Source organism: Cyanobium sp. ULC065, from assembly GCF_977927515.1.
On record NZ_OZ376393.1, the window covers coordinates 1,004,834 to 1,027,470 of the forward strand.

A 22,637-nucleotide genomic window follows, 5' to 3' on the forward strand; every position below is an offset into this window, starting at 1 on the left:
GCCAACACAGCGCGGTTCGCTTTGAAGCCCGGTGATCCCCAGGCGGTGCGTGAGCTCTTCGACAGCATCGCCCCCCGCTACGACCAGCTCAACGACCTGCTCAGCCTCGGCCTGCATCGCGTCTGGAAGCGTCAGGCGGTGCGCTGGCTGGAGCCGGCTCCGGGCCAGCAGCTGATTGATCTCTGCTGCGGCACCGGCGACCTTGCCCTGCTGCTGGCCGCAAAGCTGCGGCCCGGAGGCCGCGTGCTCGGCCTCGATGCGGCCGCAGCGCCCCTGGCGATCGCCCAGCGGCGCAGCGCCCGCCAGCCCTGGTTGCCTGTGTGCTGGCAGCAGGGCGATGCCCTCGCCACCGGCCTGGCCAGCGGCCGCTTCGACGGGGCGGTGATGGCCTACGGCCTGCGCAACCTCAACGCCCCTGGGCCGGGGCTGCAGGAGCTGCGGCGGCTGCTGCGCCCCGGTGGCCGCGCTGCCGTGCTGGATTTCAACCGCCCCGATCCCGCCACCCCGGCCGGTGCCGCCGCCGCCAGCTTCCAGCAGCTCTACCTCCGCCGCCTAGTGGTTCCTGCGGCCCGCCGCTTCGGCCTGCCCGAGCAGTACGCCTATCTGGAGGCCAGCCTGGAGCAGTTCCCCAGGGCGGCGGATCAGGAGGCAATGGCCCGCCGCGCCGGCTTCACTCAGGTGCGCCACCGGCCGCTGATGGGCGGCCTGATGGGCCTGCTGCAGCTGGTGGCGTGAGGCAGCGCACGGCTGCGTTCTGACAGGATCGGTGGCCGGTGCTCTGCCCGCGCCTCTTCACGCTTCGCCCCGCACCTCAGAACCCGGCCATGCTTTTTCAGGACATCATCTCCACCCTGAACCAGTTCTGGGCGGCGCAGGGATGTCTGCTGCTGCAGCCCTATGACACCGAGAAGGGCGCCGGCACGATGAGCCCCCACACGGTGCTGCGGGCGATCGGGCCCGAGCCCTGGGCCGTGGCCTACCCCGAGCCCTGCCGCCGCCCCACCGACGGCCGCTACGGCGACAACCCCAACCGGGCCCAGCACTACTTCCAATACCAGGTGCTGATCAAGCCGTCACCGGATGGCATCCAGGAAACCTATCTGGCCTCGCTCGAAGCGCTCGGCATCCGCGCCGCTGACCACGACATCCGCTTCGTGGAGGACAACTGGGAATCGCCCACCCTCGGCGCCTGGGGCGTGGGCTGGGAGGTGTGGCTCGACGGCATGGAGGTGACCCAGTTCACCTACTTCCAGCAGTGCGGCGGCCTCGATTGCCGGCCGGTGTCGATCGAGATCACCTACGGCCTTGAGCGTCTCGCCATGTATCTCCAGGATGTGGAGAGCATCTGGGAGCTGCGCTGGAACGAGCAGCGCTCCTACGGCGAGATCTGGCTGCCGTTCGAGAAGGGCCAGTGCGCTTACAACTTCGAGGCCTCCAACCCCGAGCGTCTGCAGCAGCTGTTCGCGCTCTACGAGGCTGAAGCCACGGATCTGGTGGCCCGCAAACTGCCGGCCCCAGCCCTCGACTTCGTGCTCAAGTGCAGCCACACCTTCAACCTGCTGGAGGCCCGCGGCGTGATCTCGGTCACGGAACGCACCGCCACGATCGGCCGCATCCGCCACCTGGCTCGCCAGGTGGCCCAGGCCTGGCTGGAGGAACGGGAGGCTCTGGGCTTTCCCTTGCTGGCCGGATCGGCCGCGCCGCCCCTGCCGGCGGCGGCTGGCACCGCCTCGCGCTGAGCCTTGAAGCGCACATTGCTCGTGGTGGTGCTGCTGGCCGGCAGCTTTCAGGCCGGTCGGCTCACCGAACGGGCGATCTGGCCCTGCCGGCTGCGGCCGGTGGCCGCCCTGGTGGCGCCCCTGCTGGGCCAGACCATGCCGAGTGAGCAGGTCTGCGATCTGATCCAGCGGCTGCCCAGCTTCTGAAGCCCCGCCACAAGCCGGCCAAAGCGGGGAACCCTAAGCGCACACAGGCGATCAGGAGTGGCCGGCATGCCCTTCGTGGTGGTGAGCGTGGCCCTGGCGGCACTGGCGCTCGGCTTCTGGTCGCACGGCTGGCTGGGCGCGATCCCTCTGGCCGCGGTGGCCTGGTGGTGGCTGGCGCGGCAGGGCGCCGCGCTGCACACCCGGCTGCTGGTGCTGGCGCTGCTGCCCCTGCTGATGCTCTGGGTGCAGCTGCGTCTGCCCCAGCCAGGCCCGGCCGATCCGGTGCGGCTGCTGGGGACTGAGCGGTCACGTCCGGCCGAACTGAGCGGACGCCTGCTGGCCGACCCCCGCGCCAGGGGAGAGGGGGGCGGCTGCAGCGTCATGCTGGCCAGCGCCGGCGGTAACACCGAGCTGCGTCTGCCCTCCTGCCTGCCCCTGCAGGAAGGCTGGCGGGTGAGCGTCCGTGGGGTGCTCAGCCGCCCCGCCCCACCGGCCCACCCCCTGCTGGGCAGTGGCGCCGAGCGCCTGGCCCGGCAGGGAGTGTGGAGCCGGCTCACGGTGGCGGCCAGCCCCGATGCGGTGCGGGTGCTTGCCCGTCCGGCCACCCCGGCCGCGGATCTGCGCCGCCGCATGGCCGCTGCACTGTTGAAGCAGGACGGCCCGGAACGGGGTGGGGTGCAGGCCGCCCTGGTGCTGGGCAGCGCCGTGGTGCCCTTGCCGGCCGCGGTGCGTGAGTCGTTCCGCGTGGCGGGGCTTTCGCATGCGCTGGCAGCCTCCGGCTTTCACCTCACGGTGCTGCTGGGCGCGGTGATGGCCGTGGGCCGGCGGCTGCCGCGCCTGCCCCGTTGCCTGCTGGCGGCCGGCGCCATGCTGCTGTTCCTGCTGTTGGCCGGCCCCCAGCCCTCGGTGGTGCGGGCGGTGCTGATGGGGGCCGTGGCCTTTGCTGTGCTGGAGAGCGGCCAGCGCAGCCGCCCGCTGGGTGTCCTGTTGGCCTCGGTGCTGCTGATGCTGCTGGCCCAGCCCGGCTGGTTGCTCGATATCGGCTTCCAGCTGTCGGTGGCCGCCTGCGCCGGCCTGATGCTCACGGCCCGGGATCTGGAGCAGGCGCTGGCTCATCGCCTGCCGGTCTGGGCCGCTGCAGGCGTGGCAGTACCGCTGGCCGCCTCGCTCTGGACCCTGCCGCTGCAGCTGCTGCATTTCGGCACGGTGCCGCTCTGGGCCGTGCCCGCCAACCTGGCCGTGGCGCCGCTGCTCACCCCGCTCACGCTCGGGTCGATGGCGGCGGCCGTGGTGGCCGTCACGGTGCCGCCGCTGCTGCCGCTGTTCGCCTGGCCCCTCGGGCAGCTCACGGCCCTGCTGCTTTGGCTGGCCCAGGCCTTCGCCGCCCTGCCGATGGCGCAGTGGCAGGTGGGACGCTCCCAGCCGCTGCTGGTGGCCCTGTTCACGCTCGGTCTGCTGCCCTGGTTGGTGCCAGCACTGGGGCGGCGCCTGCGGGGTTGGGCCCGCCCGCTGGGCCTGGGCGCCATGGCGCTCACCATGGGCGTGCACATGGCGGCGCTGGCGGGGGATCAGCTGCTGGTGGTGCACCAATGGGGCGGTGATCTGCTGATCGCGCGCCATCAGGGCCGGGCCGCCCTGCTCAGCAGCCGCGCCGATGGGATGAGCTGCGCCAGCGCCGCCCGGCTGGCGGTGGGCCTGGGGGTGCAGCGCTTCGACTGGATCCAGCTGCTGGATCCGGTGGCCACAGAGGATCGGGATTGCTGGCGGGGGCTGAGTGCCCTGGTGCTGGATGCAGGGGACGGCAGCACCTCGCTGCAACCCGGGCAGCGGCTGGAGAGCCGCGGGTTGCGTCTGGCGCCGCTCACCGCCAGCAGCGCCGCCCATGTGCTCACGGTGGGCCGCCATCCCTGGTTGCTGCTGCCCGACCGCCAATCGGTGTGGGCCTGGCAGCAGCAGCTGGCGGAGGGCCATCCAGCGCTGCCGCCTCATCTGGCCGGCCTCTGGCTTGGGTTTGCGCCACAGCACGCTGAACGACAGGCCCTGGAGGTGGTGGGGACAGCCAGGCGCTGGGTGAGCGGTGCCTGGGCGTCCCCACCGGCGGGCTGGAGGGCCAGCGGTTCCAGTGGTTTCCTCGCTGGGGCTGCCGGCTGACCGCTTCGTAAGCTAAGTCGATGCAGATCGCGGCTCCCACCGGAGTGGCAGCTCTGCATTCCCTGGATCCCTGCCTCTTCCGGCGCCTTCGTTGGCATGGGGAGGGCCATCGGTTCCCTGGAACCACCTGGAGAGGTGGCTGAGTGGTCGAAAGCGAACGACTCGAAATCGTTTGAAGGGAAACCTTCCGTGGGTTCGAATCCCACCCTCTCCGTTCTATCCCTCGGCTCAGGGTTGCCATTCCTCCCCGGCGGCATCAAGCGGGGTCAATGCGTAGCGCGCGGGGCTAATGATTCACGCTTGTGCATGGCACGATGGCGTTGTTTTGCCTCATCGTCGAATCCCGATCTTCCCTGCTGCTGCATGGTGATGAGGCACCCAGGACGTGCACCTCTGCCTGAACGTCCTCGTACCTGAAAGCCTGCAGGCTTGCGTGCCGCGTTTAGCTTTTTCTCATTCAGGAGAGCCACGGCTTCTGGCTTGCCTTGGGACGTTTCTCGGGCACAATTGAACCCATCACCCAGCGGAGCGCTTGTTCCTCTCTGTGCCTCGAAGCCTGAGCAGAGCGCACACCGTTCTGGGCAATGTCCTGGGCAGCATCAGCAAGGGCTGGTCGGGATTGTCCGTTGAGGATTCGCGCACGATCACTACCGATGCCTTCGGGCTTGTTGCCACCGGCGCCTGTGTGTTGGTGGTGTCCACCATCCTTTTCATGGATGCCCAAGCACAGCAGGCGCAACGCAGTTGGCATGCGGAAAGCAATCTGTTGCAGTTGCGCGTGCAATGGCACAAGCTCATGGCCAAGGAATGGGGCCGAAACGATCAGATCAACGCCGCTGTTGCTGGTGGTCCGGCGGATGCCCTGAAGGAAAGGCTGGCCGGTTCAGAGATTCTCCAAGGCGGCCAGAACATGCTGATCGCCGATGCGGATGGCCGGATCCTGTTCGATTCGTTGTCAGGACCCGGGGGAGAGGCCATGGGTCCGGCGGCCCGTCAGGAGTTGCAGCGGTGCGTTGCCCAGAAGCTCAGCAGGGTGATCGCGCTCCGTCGCTTTGAGCCTGCCACCGCCTATGGCTGGATCTGCCTGGATGCTCACGTGTTTGCGATCGGAGCTGTTGCGAGTGTGCTCGATCAAGGCGCGCAGAACTCGCCAAAGGGCTGGTTCTTCCACTTCGGACAGGTGATGGTCAACGATGACGACCCGAACCTTCGCGGCGCCTTCGGCAAGATCCGCGACAACCTTTCCGTGGCGGTCGACACGGTGCCACTGCTGGGCTCTGGGGTTGAGGGGCTGCGTATCTCCTCTGCCCCAGTGTTTGCGATCAGCGATCTTGAGCCGTCCACCGCGCCGTGGCGCCTCAAACAGACCGTCCCCTGGAGGCAGTTGCTGGTGGGCTATTGGCTGGATGTGCTCGTCCCCTGGTTCACCCTCTGCCTCGGGCTCGGTGTGGTGGGTCTGTTACGTCTGAGATCCCTGCGCAGCAGCTCCCACCGCAAGCGGCGGGGGCTGCTCACAGCCCCGCGTGCCTTCCGTGTCGCGCGGCCGAAGGGCCTGCCGCACACCCTGCAGCCGAGCTCGGATCTAGCCGATGCCCTGCCCCTGCTGCCCGCGTTGGTGAAAGCCCACCCCCTGCCCCTGCTGGTGGTGCTCTCTCCTCTGATTCGCGCCTTCGACGGCTCTGTGCCCAGCGGTCTGGAGGCTCTGAACCGCACCCTGGTGCTGCTGGAAGAAGGGTTCAGCGTCGCATTTCCGGCAGCGCTGCTGTGCAGGAGCCAGGAGCTCGCCCTGGTGGCGGTGGTGCCGCTGCCGGAAGCGCTGGACCGCCACCTGGCAGCCACCCGGGAGGAGCTGGTGGCGCAGGTGCAGGCCATCATCGATCGGGCTACCGACAACCTCCACGCGGTCATTCGGGCGGATGTGAATTCCAACCTGACGTGGCTGAAGCCTGATCGGATCGGAGAACAGATTCTGGATCTCATTTCCATGAATCGGCAGATTAAGCATCACTTTCCGCCAGCTTTCCTGGATGCGGATGCTGCTGAGCAGCCCGCTTTGCTGCGGTACCAGAGCAGCCAGGATTTTAAAGTTGTGCAGTTGGCAGAGCGTTTCATTGACCACCATTACAGGTTGGAGAATGTGATTCTTTTTGATGGCCATCAGCAGCGCATTGCCTATCGCGAAATGCTCTTCTCGCCTTCCGGGAATCATCAGCCCGATGTGCCGCTCCAGGATTTGATTCGTTCGCTGGAGCGAACGTCGGCCATTCATCTGATCGATCGCTCCATGTTGCGCAAGGCCCTCTCCTTCAGCGCTGAAGCTGTCAAGGTTGCGCCCCTGACGGGGGAGTGCCAGTTGCCCGTTGAGTCTCGGCAGCTTGGTGGGGTGGGACTGGTGCGTACGCCAGCGCCGGAGGCTCAGCCTTTGCCGCTGATTGCCACCAACCTTTCTGCGCTCACCATCCAATCAGATCTGCATCGCAACGGAATCCTCGACATCCTTGAGGCCGCCCCTGCTCCGGTCCGTCAGACCATCGTGATGGAAATCACGGAAACGGAGTTGTTGGGTGAGGAGTCTGTGTGGCTGGATTTCTTCTGCCGCCTCCGCCGCTTGGGGGTGCGGGTGGCAATCGACGACTTCGGTTGTGGCTATGCCGCCCTCTCCTATCTGTTCCGCTACCCGGCCGACTTCATCAAGGTGGACCTGCACTATGCCCGGCTCACCTGCGACCGGCGCGTGAATGCCATGGTGGAGTTTCTGCTGAGTTTTGAGGTGGGCTATCCCACCCGCGTGATCATGGAAGGAATCGAAACGCAGAGCCAGCTCAGCCACTGGCGGCAGAAAGGTGTCACCCATTTTCAGGGCTACCTGTTCGCCTCACCACCTCAGAGTTGACATGCGCTGGTTTGTGAAGCTGGAAGAGGGCACGGTGGATCGCCGCCATTTCGACCAGCACCTTCAGGCGCATCTCGCCTGGGTGCGGGAACTGAAGGTCCGTGGCCACTGCCCCAGCACCGGCTATTGGCAGGAGTGCAAAGGCCAACCTGGGGCAGGAGGCATGTTGCTGTTCCAGGCGGGTAGCTGGGAGGAAGCGGAAGCCATCGTGCGTAGCGATCCACTCATTCAGGCCGGCAGCGTGAGCTGGATCCTGCACGAGTGGCATGTGGTGGCTGGAGCTCTGGTGACCGCCGGGGATCCCGGATTCAGCTGACCGCTGCCGAAACCAGGCCAGGCTCTGTAGCCATAGGGGCTCAGAATCGGGCCAAGGCGGAGATCTTCACGAGCTTTTCTTTCTCGATGCCTTCAAGTTCACCCACATGGAGAAGCCCATCTTTCACGAGGGTGGCAAACATGAAGATAAGGGAGGAATCTCTGAGGTCAAACTTGCCATCCATCTCGTGACGTTTAGCACTAAGAAAATCATGCAAGCTCCACACGTCGTTGGGACAGGCTGCCTGCTCCACGCGATTCTGGAGAGTGGCGATCAACGCAGCCACTTCGCGTTGATAAGCCAACTCCACTGCTTTCTGGGCTGCTTCTTTTTCCTCGGGCGTCCAGCCGGAGTGGCTCACTTCCACCTTTCTTCAGAATTGACTTTGTGATATTGAGACCCTAACACATCAAAAATCCGACTGAGAGGCACGCGACGGAGGCTACTTTGCTCGCAGGTGCTAGGTAAAATTACTCACCCTGTAGCCGTGGGTGACCGTTGTGCGACCAGTGTCTGCGATGCAGGCGAGGCAGCTCGTACCAGGCAGCCTCTGGATGTTGATGATGCTCCCAGTGAAAGCCGAAGTGATAACAACTCACCAGGGAGATCAATGCAGGCAGCGGCAGGCTTTCCACCCTGTGAGTGACACCATCACCCGCCTGGCCGTGGCGGTGAGGAAGATAGGTGCCGAACACAAACAACTGCACGGAACTGAGCATCAATGGCACGACCCAGAACACAACGATGTTGAGTGGAAGTGTTGGCGCTGCTGATGGCATCACTGCTGCAGTACAGATCCAGGCTGCCGCCAGGCTGACAATCTGGGGCATTGAAAGGTATCCCCGCATGAAGTGCAGGTACCAGCTGACAGGATGGGAGCGGATACCGTCGTGGAAGTCGGGATCGCCTGGGCTCCCGGGAGCCTGGTGATGCTGGCGGTGCTTCCTGAGGCAGTCGCCGTAGGGAAGGCAGGCGTAGAGCGTCAGCGCCAAATGGCCCAGGCGGTGGTTCAAGCGTGGGCGCGCCGGTATGAGGCTGCCGTGCATGGCGTCGTGGGCGACGATGAACAGCCCGGTCTGCAGAAAGGTGCGCACCAGAATCTCGGTGCCCACCCCAGCCGCCGCGATCCAGGTGTGCGGCAGGCGCCAGGGAGCCAGCTCCTGGGCTGGAGTGAGGCGGCCCGTGGCCAGCAGCGCAGTGAGATCTACCTGCAGCAGCAGCAAGAGGCTGGCCAGCCAGGCGACCACGATCAGTGCCGCCAGGGCGAGCCCCACCCATGACCGCTGCTCTGCGCCCATGGACGGCGGGACCGAAACCGAGGCATCGGTTCCCATGACGATCGGCCGAAACAAGCGCACTTGAGGATCCTCGCTGGTTGTTGTGAGGCCAGCGTGCCGTTGCGATGAGGCTTGATGGTGTGATGTGACAAGCCGTTGGCCTGTCCGTTGGTGCGGCTGCCGCTTTGGAGCAGCAGCTGCTCTCAGGCGCTTCCGGATGGAAGCTGCAGCGCGTTAAATCCCACCACATGCGGTTTAACCGCCGCCCTTCTGTTTGGAGGCAGTTCCATGGCGGCGGTGATGGCCACCTTGGAAAGGCACCGCCCTGAAAGCTTCAGCCCCCATGGCGTAGCCAGGGGGATTTCAGAGAGCGCAGGCTTGGCAGCGCTGAACGAGGCTGTTTCGGCCTGATCAAGGACCGGTGCACCGATGAACAGCCTCCTGGGCCCTGCCCGGAGGCTGTTCATCGGTGGTATCAGGCGGAGTGCTCCGCGACGGGCTCAGCGGATGAAATTGAGCAGCTCTTTGGGGGAGGCCAGCAGATCGATCGCCACGAAGAAGATTTTCCCCTGAGGATCGATCAGGAAGCGCCAGGCCACGTTCATACCCACGCCGGCGCCGAACCAGGGGGTCTGCACCCGACCCGTCACCTTGATCTGGGTATAACCATCGGCAGCGGGCTCAGTGACGCCTTGCTCAGGCAGCAGCTTGAGGTTCTGGCAATCTTCCTTGAAGAAGCGCAGCACAGCTGCCTTGCCCACGATGGGCCTTTGGAAGGGGGGCTGAAGAGCACCGTCGGGAAGGAACAGCTCAATCAACGCGTCGAAATCGTTGGCATTGAGCAGGTTCATGTAGGAGAGCACGGTGGTGTTGCTCACTCCCTTGATGCTCACTTCGCTGCGCTGGGCGGGCTCGGTGGGGGGCACCACCGGCTCGGCGATCCGCTCGGCATCTTCGATCTTGTTCGGGTCGAAGCCCATGTCGACCACCGCGTTGCGGAGCACGGTGATCTGCTGACCGCCTTCCAGCCCCTTGATGGCATTGAGGATGGCGGCGGCGTTCGCCGACAGCTGATACCCCTGGGGAATCGGGGCCACGGTGCCCTGCTCCATCCATTCGCCGAGGCGATACCAGAAGCCAAGCTTGATGTTCGGCGACCAGATCGAATAAGTGCGGGAGATCGAAGTATCCACGCGGTTGGCCAGATCGCACATCACCTGCGACTGATCCTGGAAGCTGAGTTGGCGGATCTGGTTGAGGGTGGGCTCGGCGAACTGCATCCGAGCGGCGCCGGGAGCCGCAATGGTGATTGTTTTTCCCATTTCCAGATAGGCGTACCAGATCAGAGCGAGCTGATCTTCAGCGCTCAGCTGATTGAATCGCGCAATCGTGGCTGGCACGACATCCGCTGAAAGCGTTGTTGGAAAAATGCCGCGAGCGTCTTCAAGCGTGATGGCCATGGGAATCCTTCGCTGCAGGGATTGTGACTATCGTAACAGTCTTCCTCGCGATCCCTTTTTCCTCCCAAACAGCTGCGGCGCAAGGGGTGTGAGCTGACGCCGCGCCTGAGGCCTGCTCCGTGCTGGCGACGCCTGTGGCCCCGCGCGCGACACGCCGCCTCGCACCCCCAGGCTCCACCGCTGGGCAGATCTCCGCTCGCGTTTGTGGGCTGGGTTCGTCCAGAGTTGGAACAATCCGTGGTTCGGCGATGCTTCCCAACCCTTTCTGCCCGCTCAGGGGTGCTGCCGTGCTGAGCCTCAAGGCCACGGTGCTGCTGTTGCTCACTCTGTTGATCAAGGCGCGCATCCAGATCCGTTTCTTTTCTGCCCTCGGCGTGCTGTTGCTGCTTCTGCAGACGCTCGCCTTTCTGGCCGCCGGCGGGCTGCTCAGCCTGGCGGGGCTGGGCGTGATGGCCACGGGCCGGCGGCGCTGAACTGCGCACGACCGGGGGGAACGGGCGCCAGGCCAGGAGCTTTTGGAAACGGAGAGGGTGGGATTCGAACCCACGGAGGCTTTCGCCTCGCTGGTTTTCAAGACCAGAGCCATCAACCACTCGACCACCTCTCCAGGTGCCCCGCGGGGGTGGTCAGATTTTCTCATGCCCGCCCTGCCCCCGCCCCGCCGGCCGGTTGAGCCCACCACCTGCCTTGCACCACATCAACGGCCTGGCCAGGGCAGTGGCCGCAGCTGGGCAGGCAGATAGAGCGGATGCATGGGGCAGCCCTGCCGGCTGAGCTTCAGGTACTGCAGCGGGGGCAGCAGGTGGCACACCGCCCGGTCACGGCTGGCGAAGCGGCCCTTCACGCCCCAGGCCGCCACCACCAGAGCGGCGCCTTCGGCTTGCTGCTGCAGCCAGCGGTCGTTGGCAGGACCCACCGGATCGGTGGCCGTCAGCATGCTGCGGGGATCGGTGGCGCGAAAGGCGAACAGGTTGCCAAGCCTTAGCCCCCCATAGCCCCAGCTGCGCGCGAAGGCCATACAGCGCCGCACCGTGGGGTCGTCGCTGTGACCATCGGCGCTGCTGGGGTTGAGGCCCACGATGAGCACTACCGGCGCGGCCGACCAGCGGCGCCCGAGCGCATACCGGTAGCTTCGGCACGGACTGAACACGGCCCAGCGCTGCATCACCGCCGGCCGCCCTTCAGAGGCTGGCCTTGCGGCCGATCACCGCAAAAAAGGGATCTCCCTTGCCGCCCAGCCAGCCCAGCGGCCCCTGGGCAGGGGTGTCTTCGGCGATCACCGCTTCCACCGTCCAGCCCTGGGCGGCCAGCACCCGGGCCACGATCTCCAGGTGGTCCCGGTCGCTGCCGTCGGTCCACACCTGGGGGGCCTTCTGGAAGAACATCCGGTTTGAGAAGGCCACGATCACCTGCCCGGCCGGACGCACCACCCGCAGCAACTCGGCGGCGATCGCTTCCGGCTGCTGCAGATATTGCCAACCGGCCACGATCAGCACCGCATCCACGCTGGCCTCGGCCAGGGGCAGCATCTGGTCGCGGTTGAGGTTCTGCACCCAGTGACGATCCAGCCGGGGATTCGCTTCCAGCTCCCGGGCATTGAGGCCATGGCCGATCACCTCGTCGTAGGTGAGGCCTTCGGGCAGGTGACTCACCCAGCTGCTCATCAGATCCAGCACCACCGCGCTAGGGGGAATCCGCTCGCGGTAGAGCGCCGTGAGCCTGCTGCGGAAGCTGGCATCGAGATGCTGAACGAAACGGGGCTCCGCATAGAACAGGGCGTCGTCGGAGCCATCGAGCTTTACCCGCTGGGCTGCGCTCAACACCTGCTGAACCATGGCGATGTCCGCCTGCTGTGAATGGCTGGCGCAGCCTGGCAGCGGCGCCTTCCTGCCGCGAGCGGCCACGGCATCCTGGCGGCGGTGTGTTGCTCACAATCCGGTGACTTCCAGTTCTCAGGCGGGCCCGATCGAGAGTTCGCTGGTGCTGGCGGCTGACGATCCCAAGCAGCTCGCCGGCTTCTATGGGCTGTTGCTCGACAGCACGGCGCAACCGGGGCTGAGCGCGCGGCACTGGCGCCTGCCGCTGCCCTCCGGCGGCCGGCTGGAGATCTACGCCCCGTCGTCACGGCGGCCCAGGCCGCGACAGCACGGCCGGCTGGGGATCTGCGCGATACGGGCGGCCGGAGCACAGCCAGCCCTGCAGGTGCTGCACGACTGGCGGCTGCAGCTGCAGGCCCGGGGGGCCGCTGAACTGGAGCCGGCGCGGCTGGAGCCGTTCGGAGCGGAAGCCTGGATGGCCGATCCGGAGGGCAACCCGTTTCTGCTGCTGGTGCAAGGAGGCACAAGCTGAGCTCGATCTTCAGCCTCCGAAGCAACAGAGAATCCGCACGTCCGTTCCTGCAACGTGCCTTGATTGGCCACGGCGTTGTTGTACCAAATGCGCTTCCCAAGCGCGTGCCCCATCACTCAGGCGCGCCATCCCTGCTTGAGCAGCGCCTTCCCTTGGTTGTTGCAACCTGCAGCGCTTTCGCTGCAGGCGTGTGTTGCCGCTCGGTGCGTGGGCCGTTTGCTGAGCGATGGCTACGGTTGCTATGGATCTTCCTGGCTGTAGGCCCCATGATTGAAACCATCGATGATCTGCCGGAAGGCACACTTGGTTTTCAGTTCAGAGGAAAGATCACGGCCGATGATTACAATCTTGTGCTCACTCCGGCGTTGGATCGAGCACTGGAGGAGCACGACCGCATCAAGGCGCTGGCCTGCCTCGGAGACGATTTTCAAGGCTTCAGCCTGGGGGCCGCCTGGGAAGACACCAAAGAGGGATTGCGGCACTGGGACGGTTTTGAGCGGCTGGCTGTGGTCACCGATGTGGCCTGGATGCGGCACGGCCTGCCGGCCATCGCCGTGGCCCTGCCCTACCCCGTGCGGGTGTTCGGCACTGCCGAACCTGAGGAGGCGCGCCGCTGGCTGAGCGAGGCTCTCGGCCTCATTCAGGTGTCCCGTGACGCCGATGTGGTGACGGTGCGGTTGATCGGCTCGCTGGATGCCGGTGCCTACGCCCACGCCGACGAGGAGATCGCGGCGGCTTTCGCCGGCCTCGACGGCGTGCGGCTGCTGCTCGAGTTGAGCGCCTTTGACGGCTGGGCTGGGCTGGCGGCGCTGAGCCGCCACCTGGGGCTGATCCGCGACCATCAGCGGGCGATCCGGCGTGTGGCCCTGGTGGGCAACAAGGTGTGGCAGAAGCTGGCCGAAAAGGCCACCTCCCGCTTCATCACCGCCGAAACCCGCTTCTTCGATTCCACGGATGCCGCCTTGGCGGAGGTGTGGATCCGGCAGTGACCGGCGCAAGCATGAACAGATGTACAGAGCGATGGACGGTTTCGGCCCACCGTTCCATGATTCATTTGTTGGGATTCGGAGGCACCATTTGGCAGATACTCCCCCTGAACATCGATCAGGAGTGCGCTGACGTTTCGGACCCTGCTCCAACAGTCTCGCAGGACATCGTGGCTTTATGGTTGCTCTTTGCAGCCACCCAATGCATCGTTTCAGGTGCCCATGGGTATGGATGAAGCCATTCCGTTGATCACCATGGCCCCAGGTGCCAGCGGCAGCAACTCCGTCCCACAACTTCATCTTTTGCGAATCGATTGATTCGCCCTTGGTTCATCTGATTCACCCGTGTTGAGATCACGCCTGTCCTTGACCCTGGCCTGATCGTCACACCCCAGAGGAGCGAAGCCCGGTGGCCTTGCCATCGGGCTTTCTCATGACTGCTGCTGCAGCGCCCGCAGCACGGGCTCCAGCCTCAGGCGGTTGTAGCGCTGCAGCCACAGGCAGGGCAGGTTGAACAGGGTGGCGAAGCCGAGGCTGATCCACGCACCCAGCGGCGGCAACCACAGGGCCGTGAGCAGCCAGAAGGGCCAGAGCGCCAGGTGCACCAGCTCGGCGCGCCGGGTTTCCGCCACCAGCCGTTGCAGGGTGGCGGCATCCCGCCGTACCAGGGTGTTTTTGCGCACTCCACCCGGCAAGGCGTCGCCGGCATCGGGCAGCAGGGATTTCCAGCGCCGGATTCCCAGCCGGCGCTCGTAGCCCTGGGTCGTTTCCGGCCAGGGTCGCCGCGCGGTCAGCCAGGTGTCACGCTCAAGGGCCGCCAGCGGCAGCCGCTGAGCGAGCCAGCCGATCAGCAGCGACCACAGCAACCAGCCCAACGCACAGGCGAGGGCCGCTAGCGCGTCGGAAAACGCCTGCCTTTCCATTCGATCGTGCCGCGCTCAAGATTCAGGATGGCCAGAAGGAACACCGCCAGGAAGAACAGCACCGGCAGCGGAAAGATCAGGCAGATCCAGCCGAAATCCCCCACCCGCCGGGTGATCACCAGCAGCTGCAGGGCGAACGCCAGGTAGAGCACCAGGTTGGGTGCCAGGGTGGCATCCCCCACCATCGGCCAGCCGAGCAGCGCCGCCGGCAGGCACCAGGCCGCCCAGAACAGACCGGACAGCCACAGCAACACCGCCAGCATCCACAGCCAGCGCACCTCACCGGCGGCGGTGGCGAAGTTCTTGGCGAAGCCCACCACCATGTCGTGGAGGCCGCCGGGGTACATGCGGTATTCGATCAGCCCATCGCCGATGTAGGCGCTCACCGGCAGCCCGGCCTTTTCGTAGAGATGGCCCATGAACCAGTCTTCGACCACCTTGCCTGCCACCGCCTCATGGCCGCCGACCCGGTCGTAGTCGGCGCGGCTGGTGGCCATCGCCGGACCGAACGCCACCCCGCACCCCGGCCCCATCGGCACCGCCATCAACCCCACCAGGTTGAACAGCATCGACAGCTGTTCGTAGGGCTTTTCGGTGCGGTGGAACGGTTGCACCGACACCAGCCCGCCCAGAGCCTGACGGGTGGCCAGGAGCCGCTCCAGAAACTCGGGCCGCGGTTCGGTGTCGGCGTCGAGAAACACCAGGATGTCGCCTGTGCTGGCGCGCACGCCATGGTGCAGGGCCCAGGTTTTGCCGCACCAGCCCTCGGCCAGCGGCGGCGGTTGAATCACCTTCACGCCGGCGGCACGGGCGATGTCTGCCGTTCGATCGCTGGAGTGATCGTCGACCACAATCACCTCCAACCCCTTGAGGCTCTGAGCCTGCAGGGCTGGCAGCAGGTTGGGCAGGGTTCGCTCCTCGTCGCGGGCGGGAATCAGCACGGAAATCGTCTGCTCGCCCTGCAGCCGGCGCTCGGGAAGCCGCGTGAGCCGCTGGCAGAGGGCCCAGCCCAGCAACCAGCGCACCACAAGAGAAATCGCCACCAGGTCCAACGGTCGGCTCCGGCGGTATCTCTCCAAGCTAGGTAGGCCGCCCCATGGTGAGAACAGCGCGGCAGGGTTGACCTGCTTACCAGGCGAGTTCTGGCAGCTCCCGGAACACCTTGCGCACGCCCGCACTCCACTCGCCGCTCAGCTGCTTGAAGTAGCTATCTCCTTCCGCGAAGCGGCGGCGCTGCTGGATCGCCAGGCTGTCCCGCTCGTAGAGCAGCAGGTCGATCGGCATCCCTACCGACAGATTGCTGCGCATGGTGGAGTCGAACGACACCAGCACGCATTTGGCCGCTTCCGCCAGGGTGGTGTCGCGGTCGATCACCCGGTCGATGATCGGTTTGCCGTACTTCGCCTCGCCGGTCTGCAGGAACGGGGTGCCTTCACTGGCCTCGATGAAGTTGCCTTCGGCGTACATGCGGAACAGGCGTGGCGCTTCCCCCTTGATCTGCCCGCCCACCAGGAAGGAGGCATTGAAGCCACCGGCCGCCCCCTTGAGGTAAGGGCCATCGCGCTCTTCGATCGCCCGCACCGCATCGGAAACGAGGCCCATGACGTCGAACATGGTGCGGGCCGTCCACACGTTGGGCGTGCCGTCGTCGGCGTCAGCGCGCTGACGCAGCAGGCTGATCACCGCCTGGGTGCCGGCCAGGCTGCCGGAGCTGAGCAGCACCAGCACCCGATCGCCGCGCCGCTCGAACACCGTCATCTTGCAGAAGCTGGCGAAATCATCAAGGCCTGCATTGGTGCGTGAATCGGAGGCGAACACCATGCCGCTCTCCAACAGCACCGCCACGCAGTAAGTCATGCCGCCCATACCTCGAACGACTCCAGCACCGACGGCCCGAAGCTGGTGGTGAGGGCCACATCCGCCGCATCCCGGCCCCGGGCGATCAGGATCCGCCCGATCCGCGGGGTGTTGTTGCGCGGGTCGAAGACGTGCCAGCCCTGGCCGAGATAGGCCTCGAACCAGGCCGAGAAATCCATGGCGGTATGGGGCGGTGGCACCTCGATGTCACTCAGATAACCGGTGCAGTATCGCGCCGGGATGTTCATGGAGCGGCAGAGGGCTATGGCCAGATGGGCGAAATCACGGCAGACCCCCACGCGGCTTTCGAAGGTCTGCAGGGCCGATTTTGTCGGGCTCGAGCGGTTGTAGTCGAAGCGCACGTGCTGATGCACGAAATCGCAGATCGCCTGCACCCGCCCCCAGCCTTCGGGCGCCTGGCCGAACTGGGACCACGCGAAGTCCGTGAGCAGGTCGCTCTCGCAGAAGCGGCTGGCCAGCAGGAACAGCAAGGCGTGATCCGGCAGTAGCTCCACCGGCTGCTGCTCCAGCCAGGGCAGTACCGGATCCGGCAGGCCGCTGTCGGCCACCAGGCCACGGCCCCGCAGGCGCATGGGCCCGGCGGGGGCCAGCAGCCGGTTGCAGTGGTTCCCGTAGGTGTCCACGTACGACTGGCAGGGCACCTGCGGCGATAACTGCAGCGGGTCCGCTTCCAGCAGATCGCAGGCGCGGGAGTCATGCACCCCCAGGATCACGATCATCGGCGTGGGCCGCTGGCAGCGCAGCAGCAGATCAAACCCCACGCGAATCTGCAGCGGCTGAATCGCTGGCGTCGGTTCCGCTGGGAGTGGTTCCGCTGGCGTCGGGGTGGGGCGTTCAGGTCTTTCCATGTCCCAGCTTAAGAACGTCTGCTCTCAGGGAAGCGGCGGGAATCCCTCTGTCAGCGCATCCAGCAGCACAGCGGCGAGCCGCTCCACCCACTCGCGCTGTCCGGCTTCGCTGGCCAGCAGGTCCTGGCGGATTTCCAGCTCCACATGCGGAATCCGGCGGTGCTCGCCGTGCACGACCACTGTGTAATCGCTGGCGTCGCAGACCGCGTAGGGCTCGTTGTTGCCCACGCACAGCCCCTGCTCCCGCTCCAGCCGCTCACGCACCCGTCCGGCCAGGCGGCCATCGCGGCCGTGCAGCACGCCCACATGCCAGGGACGCACGTCGCCGGCATGCACCGGCGTGAAGCTGTGCAGCGCCACCAGCACGCTGGGCCGGGCCCGTTGCTGGCGGGCCTCCAGCTCGGCGCCGATGCGCCGGTGGTAGGGCTGGAACAGCTCTTCCAGCCGCTGCTGCCGCTCGTCTGCGGAGAGGTCGGCGTTGGCGGGAATGAGGGTGTGCTCGCTGAGGCACACGATCGAATCGGGCGCCTCTGGAGGGCGGTTGGCGTCGATCACCAGCCGTGAGTAGTTGTGCAGGATCAGAAAGGCGTCGAGCCGCGCCGACAGCCCCAGCCCCAGCTGGGCCACCCCCAGATCCCAGGCCACGTGCGTGTCAAGCACGGTGTCGCTGAGGTTGAGGCGGTTCAGACGACGCGGAATGGCACGGCCGGCATGGTCGGCCGTGAGCAGCACCGCCGAGCGGCCGGTGGGGCGAACGACGCGGAACACCGGCGGATCCGCCGCCTCCAGAAGAGGGTTCAGTGGCAAGGTCTGGCCGTCGCCTGGGAATAGATCAGCACGCTGTAGGGCGCCAGCGCCACGGCGGCTGACCAGGGAAGCCCGTCTCTGCTCTGGGCCACTGCTTCCACGTCACCGCAGAGGTGATCATCGAACAGATCGCTGTAGCCCTGCCAGTTGCTGTTGAAGCGCAGCTCCCAGGTGCCTGCTCCAGGGAAGCCCACGGTGTAGTTGTCCTGGAAGCCGTTGAGGAGGTTGACGATCACCACCACATCATCTCCCGCACCACCTTGATCCCAGCGGTGAAACGCGATCACGTTGCGCTCCTCATTCAGGTGAAACACCTGGGTGAACTGCCCACACAGCCCGCGTGACACACCTTCACGGTTGAGACGAAGGCGGATCAGATCCCGGTACATCCGCACAATCCCCCGGAACTCATCACGTTGGTCCCAGTCGACGGGCACCGAATCACGAAACCAGCCCCCCTCCAGAAACTCCTGCCCCTGAAAGAGCATGGGAATGCCCGGCGAGGTCAGCACCAGGGCTGCTGCCATGGTGGAGCGCTTCTGGGCAAACCAACCCGTGGGATCGTCGGGGTTGACATCCTGCGGTACACGTGACTGGCCGTTGGCCACATCATCGTGGGATTCGCTGTAGATCACGCGCTCAAAGGCGTCGTCGTTGTAGCGGTAAAGGATGGCCTCTCGAATGCTGTGCAAGGAACGGCTTTCATCCTGCGTTGTGATCATCGCCTGGCGAATCGCTCGCACGAAACGCGGATCCCACTGCGAACCGAAGCCAGCGCCTCCAGCGCCTACATCCTTGGTGATCCAGGCATTGCTTTCCAGATCTTCGCCGATGGTTAGGAAGCCGGGTTGAAGCTGAGCAGTGGTTTCATTGATGGCCTGCAACAGGCTCCAACCGTCCGGAAGATCTTCGGTGCCCGCATCATCGATGCTTCGGATGAACAGCGTGCTGTCGAGGCGCAGGCCATCGAGGTGGTACTCCGTGATCCACATGCGCACGTTGTCGAGGATGTATTGACGCACTTCCCCGCGGCCGTAATCCGGACGGGTTGCCCCCCAGGGCGTGAGCGCGCGGTGGTCGTTGTAGAAGTAGATGCCTCCTTGATCGTTTTCGCACCAGCCATCAAATCGCCAGAGATCGAGGTCGCTGGGGCCGAAATGGTTGTAAACAACATCAAGGATCACCGCGATGCCAGCCGCATGGGATTCCTTGATGAACTGCTTGAAGCCCAGGGATCCGCCGTAATCCGAATCCACTGCAAAGATGTTGGATGGGTTGTAGCCCCAGGAGCGCATCCCTGCGAACTGGCTCACTGGCATGATCTGAATCGCATTGATGCCAAGCCGCTTCAGGTGCTCCAGCCGAGCTGTGATCGACAAGAATTTGCCTGGGCCGCTGGATTCGTCATTGAAGGTGCCAACATGCAGCTCGTAGATGACGAGCTCGTTCCAGCCGCGCATGGAGAAGCCTTCTTCTCCCCAGTGGAAGCTGGGATCATGAATCACCCCATTCCCTGCGGAGTTGGTCACCTCATGGGCATAGGGATCGATACGGGAAACTGTGTCTTTGCCGGTATCAATGGCATATTTGTATTGATCAGCAATCCCTGCATTCGCCACCTTGGCGTACCAATAGCCTCCCTCCTCCGCTTGCATTGGAGTCACGCGGCTGTCCCAATCGTTGAAGGTGCCGATCACGGCCACCCCCCTGGCATTGGGCGCCCATACGCGGAACGCCACGCCATCCGCGCAAAGAATGGTTCCCATGCCTGTGACGGCTTGCTGCTGCCCCATGACTGGCTCCCGATGTTTCCACTCTTTCACAAGGAAGAGGCTTCAGATCGCTTGCTTTAGCGTTCGAATCGGAACGACAGAATGACTGGTAAGCGAGCTCTTCAGGCGCTGCAATCACGTGCAGTCTGATGCGATGTGCAGCGGATTTACCTCGCTTCAACACGTGGAAAGTGCCATGGCTCTGTCAGCAGCAGTCAGCACACGGAAGGATCAGGAGCAACCATCCGCGGCTCTCACCCGGATCCTGCAACGGCAGGACATCCAGAGCAAGCCTCCGCAGGGAGCACGGAGCAAGGATCAGCAGACATTGCCCATAGCAAGGACCCTTCAGCATCGTCCGCAAAAATGATCCACCGGCATCATTGCCTTCACGCATCAGAAGCCGTATCCCTGTACGCCTCTGAGCATTCACACCGGGAACGGCTCTGCAGAACCCCATCAGATGACCCCTTCAGCAAGCCTTCGCCCGTGATGGGCGCCTGAGCGCCGCTTAGCTTTCCTACGACCGCAGGGGCCACCGGTGAACGCGAATCGTTCCTCACCCTCCATCGCTCCGAGCGAGCACGACCACCACCCCAACCCCAACCAATCCCACGGCCGTTCCCACGGCCACCAGCACGGCCGCAGCCCTGCCGGCGCCTTCAAGTGGAGCGTGCTGCTCAACACCGTGCTGACCAGCCTGCAGCTGGTGATCGGCCTGAGCTTCGGCTCCCTGGCCCTGGTCGGTGACGCCCTGCACAACCTCGGAGACGTGGTGGGTCTGGCGCTCGGTTGGGGGGCGGAGCGGCTGAGTCAGCGGCCGGCGAAAGGACGCTTCACCTTCGGCTATGGCCGCACCACCCACATGGCCTCGCTGGCGAACGGGCTGTTGATCCTGGTGGCCGGTGGCGTGGTGGTGGTGGAAGCCATCGAGCGGTTGTCTGCGCCTGTGGCGCTGCATCCTGCGCCAGTGGCCTGGGCGGCGGCGGCCGGAGTGGTCATCAACCTGCTCTCGGCGCGCCTGTTCGGCCAGCACCATCACCACGACCTCAATCAGCGCGCAGCTGTGCTGCATCTGCTCACCGATGCGGCCGTGTCCGTTGCCGTGCTGGTCAGCACCCTGCTGGTCGGTCTCACCCAGTGGGCCTGGCTGGATCCCCTGACCGCCATCGGGGTCGGCATTGTGGTGATGATCAGCGCCCTTTCTCTGTTGCGTGAGGCGATTGCCGTGAGCCTCGATGCCGCGCCGCGTGGCACCGACCTGGCGGCGATCCGCGCGGCGCTGCTGGAGTTGCCGGATGTGGTCGATGTGCGCGATCTGCACGTCTGGGGGGTCAGCACCTCCCGGCTGGCACTCACGGCCCATCTGGTGCGCCACGACCATGCATCCACCGACGATGGCCGCGCTCTGTTGACAGAAGCCCGCCAGCGGTTACAGGCGTTGGGAATCCGGCAGAGCACGCTGCAGCTGGAAGTCAGCCACGACGACTGCGCCGCGTCCCCTTGAGCTTCTACGCGCAGTCGGTGCTGGCTTGACGACGTCGGACTGTTGCGCGGCCACTTGCCGCCACCGCTGCTTGCGGTAACGCTGAAGCAAATGCAGCGGGCGCCATGAGCTGGAGCGAACTGGAGCGATTGGTGGCCGAAGCGGAGCAGGATCCGGCGCTGCGATCACCGCTGCGTCACTGCCGCTCCCTGAAGGAATTCCTGCTGGTGGCGCGCAAACTTGGCTACGCCGTCACCCGCCACGATCTGCGCCTTGCCCGCGAGGAGCACCGCCGTCAGGCCGACGGTCCGGCCGCCCTGAAGGCCTGAGTCGTTCCAGTCCAGAACAGTTCCAGCCCAGAACAGACCCACCGGCCTCGGCGTTGAGCGCGGTTTTGGCTGCGGATTCGCTCCCTCAGCGCGTGGGCACCCATGAGAACGTCCGGCAGGATCAAGCGTGGTGGGGAGAAGCCGCATGGAATGCATCCCGGCAGCAGCGCCCGAGCGGCTCCTGTTTCTCCCCGGAGCCTCCGGCAACATCTGCTTCTGGCATCCCGTCGCTGAACGGTTGAGCGCGGCTGGCCTGCCGCACCGCCACCTGGGCTGGCCAGGCTTCGGCGGCACGCCCCGCGACCCCGCCATCAACGGCTGGTCGGATCTGCTGCAACGGGTGCTGGCCCAGCTGGATGGTCCCTGCGCGCTGATCGCCCAATCCATGGGCGGGGTGCTGGCAGTTCAGGCCGCCTTGCAGCGGCCTCGCCAAGTGACCCATCTGGTGCTCGCTGCCACCTCCGGCGGCCTGCCGATGGCCCGCCATGGCGCACTCGATTGGCGTCCGGGCTTCCGCGCCAGCCACCCCGACCTGCCGGCCTGGTTCAGCGAGGCTGCGGTTGACCTCACCGGCCAGCTGCCCAAGCTGCGCCTGCCCGTGCTGCTGCTCTGGGGCGATGCCGATCCGATCAGTCCCGTGGGTGTGGGCGAGGCGCTGGCGCAGGCGATCCCCCGCAGCCGCTTGCAGGTGATCCCCGGGGGCGATCACGATCTGGCGATGACCCACGCCGCGCTCGTGGCTGCGTTGATCGCCGACCACCTGCAGCTCCAGCCATGAGCAAATCCACCACCACCTACTGGAATCCCTTGTTGCCGGCGGAGCAGCACCGCTGGCGCTGGATCGAAGGACTGGAAGGCCAGGTGCAGGAGCTGATCCTCAGCCACGACCCCAGCAGCGGCGAGATCACCCGCCTCACCCGCTTTCTGCCGGGAGCCGACACCACCCCCTTCGGCGCCAAGGCCCACACGTTTCCAGAGGAGATCTTCATCGTGAGTGGCCGCCTTCACGACGCCGCCTTCGGGATCTGGCTGGAGGCGGGCCATTACGCCAGCCGTCCTCCGGGGGAACTGCACGGCCCCTTCCGCAGTGATGAGGGGTGCGTGGTGCTGGATCTGTCCTTTCCGCAGCGCAACGAGGAAGCGCACCATCTTCCTTGTTCAGGTTCTGTGGATTCGCCGCGTCCATCGGCTTCGGACCGGAACCTTCCCACAGCCGCACCGTGATCCATTCGATCGG

The 22,637-nt window shown here is 65.5% G+C and carries 24 protein-coding genes and 2 tRNA genes; 14 read left to right on the forward strand and 12 right to left on the reverse strand.

The features are described 5' to 3' along the window. Positions 1–21 precede the first annotated feature (21 nt). The 7 genes from ubiE (at position 22) to ACXMDP_RS04830 (ending at position 7,285) form a co-directional block, all read left to right on the forward strand. A complete protein-coding gene (ubiE, locus tag ACXMDP_RS04800; RefSeq protein WP_259728902.1) occupies positions 22–735 on the forward strand; it encodes a bifunctional demethylmenaquinone methyltransferase/2-methoxy-6-polyprenyl-1,4-benzoquinol methylase UbiE in 714 nt (237 codons plus the stop codon). 89 nt (positions 736–824) lie between these two features. Next, positions 825–1,739 (forward strand): glycine--tRNA ligase subunit alpha, encoded by a 915-nt coding sequence (gene glyQ / locus ACXMDP_RS04805; RefSeq protein WP_094510417.1) that lies wholly within the window; start codon positions 825–827, stop codon positions 1,737–1,739. 3 nt (positions 1,740–1,742) lie between these two features. Continuing rightward, entirely contained in the window at positions 1,743–1,925 is a 183-nt protein-coding gene (locus tag ACXMDP_RS04810; protein WP_094510187.1) for a hypothetical protein, read from the forward strand. Between the two features lie 66 nt (positions 1,926–1,991). After that, positions 1,992–4,076, forward strand: a complete 2,085-nt coding sequence (locus ACXMDP_RS04815; RefSeq protein WP_259728901.1) for a ComEC/Rec2 family competence protein — start codon at positions 1,992–1,994, stop codon at positions 4,074–4,076. 129 nt (positions 4,077–4,205) lie between these two features. Next, positions 4,206–4,290, forward strand: a tRNA-Ser gene (locus tag ACXMDP_RS04820). Between the two features lie 405 nt (positions 4,291–4,695). Beyond that, entirely contained in the window at positions 4,696–6,969 is a 2,274-nt protein-coding gene (locus ACXMDP_RS04825; RefSeq protein WP_259728900.1) for an EAL domain-containing protein, read from the forward strand. A gap of 1 nt (position 6,970) precedes the next feature. Continuing rightward, positions 6,971–7,285 (forward strand): YciI family protein, encoded by a 315-nt coding sequence (locus tag ACXMDP_RS04830; RefSeq protein WP_259728899.1) that lies wholly within the window; start codon positions 6,971–6,973, stop codon positions 7,283–7,285. A 40-nt stretch (positions 7,286–7,325) separates the two neighbouring features. Here ACXMDP_RS04830 and ACXMDP_RS04835 read toward each other — a convergent pair whose 3' ends face one another. The 3 genes from ACXMDP_RS04835 to ACXMDP_RS04845 all read right to left on the reverse strand — a co-directional run bounded on the left by ACXMDP_RS04835 (position 7,326) and on the right by ACXMDP_RS04845 (position 10,022). Beyond that, positions 7,326–7,652 carry a hypothetical protein gene (locus ACXMDP_RS04835; protein WP_457767098.1) on the reverse strand — a complete coding sequence of 109 codons (327 nt, stop codon included), beginning with the start codon at positions 7,650–7,652 and terminating at the stop codon, positions 7,326–7,328. A gap of 103 nt (positions 7,653–7,755) precedes the next feature. Then, positions 7,756–8,619 carry a fatty acid desaturase gene (locus ACXMDP_RS04840; RefSeq protein WP_457767099.1) on the reverse strand — a complete coding sequence of 288 codons (864 nt, stop codon included), beginning with the start codon at positions 8,617–8,619 and terminating at the stop codon, positions 7,756–7,758. A 443-nt stretch (positions 8,620–9,062) separates the two neighbouring features. After that, positions 9,063–10,022, reverse strand: a complete 960-nt coding sequence (locus ACXMDP_RS04845) for an orange carotenoid-binding protein (protein WP_259728895.1) — start codon at positions 10,020–10,022, stop codon at positions 9,063–9,065. A gap of 248 nt (positions 10,023–10,270) precedes the next feature. Here ACXMDP_RS04845 and ACXMDP_RS04850 point away from each other — a divergent pair, with 248 nt between their 5' ends. Beyond that, positions 10,271–10,495, forward strand: coding sequence for a hypothetical protein (locus tag ACXMDP_RS04850; protein WP_094510193.1), 225 nt, complete (start codon positions 10,271–10,273; stop codon positions 10,493–10,495). 49 nt (positions 10,496–10,544) lie between these two features. Here the strand turns inward: ACXMDP_RS04850 and ACXMDP_RS04855 are convergent. The 3 genes from ACXMDP_RS04855 to ACXMDP_RS04865 form a co-directional block, all read right to left on the reverse strand. Then, positions 10,545–10,629, reverse strand: a tRNA-Ser gene (locus ACXMDP_RS04855). Positions 10,630–10,719: 90 nt separating this feature from the next. Continuing rightward, positions 10,720–11,187 carry a DUF1643 domain-containing protein gene (locus ACXMDP_RS04860; RefSeq protein ID WP_259728894.1) on the reverse strand — a complete coding sequence of 156 codons (468 nt, stop codon included), beginning with the start codon at positions 11,185–11,187 and terminating at the stop codon, positions 10,720–10,722. Between the two features lie 16 nt (positions 11,188–11,203). Next, positions 11,204–11,857, reverse strand: coding sequence for a class I SAM-dependent methyltransferase (locus ACXMDP_RS04865; RefSeq protein WP_259728931.1), 654 nt, complete (start codon positions 11,855–11,857; stop codon positions 11,204–11,206). Between the two features lie 103 nt (positions 11,858–11,960). Here ACXMDP_RS04865 and ACXMDP_RS04870 point away from each other — a divergent pair, with 103 nt between their 5' ends. After that, positions 11,961–12,371 carry a VOC family protein gene (locus tag ACXMDP_RS04870; RefSeq protein ID WP_259728893.1) on the forward strand — a complete coding sequence of 137 codons (411 nt, stop codon included), beginning with the start codon at positions 11,961–11,963 and terminating at the stop codon, positions 12,369–12,371. A 266-nt stretch (positions 12,372–12,637) separates the two neighbouring features. After that, positions 12,638–13,360 carry a SpoIIAA family protein gene (locus tag ACXMDP_RS04875; RefSeq protein ID WP_259728892.1) on the forward strand — a complete coding sequence of 241 codons (723 nt, stop codon included), beginning with the start codon at positions 12,638–12,640 and terminating at the stop codon, positions 13,358–13,360. Positions 13,361–13,788: 428 nt separating this feature from the next. On the opposite strand, the gene ACXMDP_RS04880 is transcribed toward ACXMDP_RS04875, so the two are convergent. From ACXMDP_RS04880 to ACXMDP_RS04905, 6 genes are all read right to left on the reverse strand, one after another. Continuing rightward, a complete protein-coding gene (locus ACXMDP_RS04880) occupies positions 13,789–14,232 on the reverse strand; it encodes a glycosyl-4,4'-diaponeurosporenoate acyltransferase CrtO family protein (RefSeq protein ID WP_259728891.1) in 444 nt (147 codons plus the stop codon). Between the two features lie 17 nt (positions 14,233–14,249). Further along, positions 14,250–15,323 (reverse strand): glycosyltransferase, encoded by a 1,074-nt coding sequence (locus ACXMDP_RS04885; RefSeq protein ID WP_259728890.1) that lies wholly within the window; start codon positions 15,321–15,323, stop codon positions 14,250–14,252. Between the two features lie 85 nt (positions 15,324–15,408). Beyond that, entirely contained in the window at positions 15,409–16,137 is a 729-nt protein-coding gene (locus ACXMDP_RS04890; RefSeq protein ID WP_094510422.1) for a peptidase, read from the reverse strand. Further along, complete coding sequence (locus ACXMDP_RS04895) at positions 16,134–16,919, reverse strand: transglutaminase-like domain-containing protein (protein ID WP_259728889.1); 786 nt, start codon at positions 16,917–16,919, stop codon at positions 16,134–16,136. Before ACXMDP_RS04895 ends, ACXMDP_RS04890 begins: the two co-directional genes overlap by 4 nt. A gap of 111 nt (positions 16,920–17,030) precedes the next feature. Beyond that, positions 17,031–17,813, reverse strand: coding sequence for an N-formylglutamate amidohydrolase (locus ACXMDP_RS04900; protein WP_259728888.1), 783 nt, complete (start codon positions 17,811–17,813; stop codon positions 17,031–17,033). Beyond that, positions 17,804–19,579 (reverse strand): alpha-amylase family glycosyl hydrolase, encoded by a 1,776-nt coding sequence (locus ACXMDP_RS04905; protein WP_259728887.1) that lies wholly within the window; start codon positions 19,577–19,579, stop codon positions 17,804–17,806. The genes ACXMDP_RS04900 and ACXMDP_RS04905 overlap by 10 nt, the downstream gene beginning before the upstream one ends. A gap of 547 nt (positions 19,580–20,126) precedes the next feature. Between ACXMDP_RS04905 and ACXMDP_RS04910 the strand changes: the two genes are divergently transcribed. The 4 genes from ACXMDP_RS04910 (at position 20,127) to ACXMDP_RS04925 (ending at position 22,624) form a co-directional block, all read left to right on the forward strand. Next, positions 20,127–21,092 (forward strand): cation diffusion facilitator family transporter, encoded by a 966-nt coding sequence (locus ACXMDP_RS04910; protein WP_259728886.1) that lies wholly within the window; start codon positions 20,127–20,129, stop codon positions 21,090–21,092. A 104-nt stretch (positions 21,093–21,196) separates the two neighbouring features. Continuing rightward, the gene (locus ACXMDP_RS04915; protein WP_259728885.1) at positions 21,197–21,400 is read left to right on the forward strand and encodes a Nif11-like leader peptide family natural product precursor; all 204 of its coding nucleotides are present in this window, start codon (positions 21,197–21,199) and stop codon (positions 21,398–21,400) included. 145 nt (positions 21,401–21,545) lie between these two features. Continuing rightward, entirely contained in the window at positions 21,546–22,178 is a 633-nt protein-coding gene (locus tag ACXMDP_RS04920; RefSeq protein WP_259728884.1) for an alpha/beta fold hydrolase, read from the forward strand. Next, on the forward strand, positions 22,175–22,624 hold the full coding sequence (locus tag ACXMDP_RS04925) for a cupin domain-containing protein (protein WP_259728883.1): 450 nt from the start codon (positions 22,175–22,177) through the stop codon (positions 22,622–22,624). Before ACXMDP_RS04920 ends, ACXMDP_RS04925 begins: the two co-directional genes overlap by 4 nt. The last annotated feature ends 13 nt before the right edge of the window (positions 22,625–22,637 follow it).

Excerpts from the sequence above, each read along its gene's own strand:
- ACXMDP_RS04925 (WP_259728883.1), top strand. The coding sequence starts at position 22,175 with ATGAGCAAATCCACCACCACCTACTGGAATCCCTTGTTGCCGGCGGAG.
- ACXMDP_RS04845 (WP_259728895.1), bottom strand. The coding sequence starts at position 10,022 with ATGGCCATCACGCTTGAAGACGCTCGCGGCATTTTTCCAACAACGCTT.
- ACXMDP_RS04875 (WP_259728892.1), top strand. The coding sequence starts at position 12,638 with ATGATTGAAACCATCGATGATCTGCCGGAAGGCACACTTGGTTTTCAG.
- ACXMDP_RS04815 (WP_259728901.1), top strand. The coding sequence starts at position 1,992 with ATGCCCTTCGTGGTGGTGAGCGTGGCCCTGGCGGCACTGGCGCTCGGC.
- ACXMDP_RS04915 (WP_259728885.1), top strand. The coding sequence starts at position 21,197 with ATGAGCTGGAGCGAACTGGAGCGATTGGTGGCCGAAGCGGAGCAGGAT.
- ACXMDP_RS04865 (WP_259728931.1), bottom strand. The coding sequence starts at position 11,857 with ATGGTTCAGCAGGTGTTGAGCGCAGCCCAGCGGGTAAAGCTCGATGGC.
- ACXMDP_RS04890 (WP_094510422.1), bottom strand. The coding sequence starts at position 16,137 with ATGACTTACTGCGTGGCGGTGCTGTTGGAGAGCGGCATGGTGTTCGCC.
- ACXMDP_RS04830 (WP_259728899.1), top strand. The coding sequence starts at position 6,971 with ATGCGCTGGTTTGTGAAGCTGGAAGAGGGCACGGTGGATCGCCGCCAT.
- ACXMDP_RS04860 (WP_259728894.1), bottom strand. The coding sequence starts at position 11,187 with ATGCAGCGCTGGGCCGTGTTCAGTCCGTGCCGAAGCTACCGGTATGCG.
- ACXMDP_RS04850 (WP_094510193.1), top strand. The coding sequence starts at position 10,271 with ATGCTTCCCAACCCTTTCTGCCCGCTCAGGGGTGCTGCCGTGCTGAGC.
- ACXMDP_RS04905 (WP_259728887.1), bottom strand. The coding sequence starts at position 19,579 with ATGGGAACCATTCTTTGCGCGGATGGCGTGGCGTTCCGCGTATGGGCG.
- ACXMDP_RS04840 (WP_457767099.1), bottom strand. The coding sequence starts at position 8,619 with ATGGGAACCGATGCCTCGGTTTCGGTCCCGCCGTCCATGGGCGCAGAG.
- glyQ (WP_094510417.1), top strand. The coding sequence starts at position 825 with ATGCTTTTTCAGGACATCATCTCCACCCTGAACCAGTTCTGGGCGGCG.
- ACXMDP_RS04920 (WP_259728884.1), top strand. The coding sequence starts at position 21,546 with ATGGAATGCATCCCGGCAGCAGCGCCCGAGCGGCTCCTGTTTCTCCCC.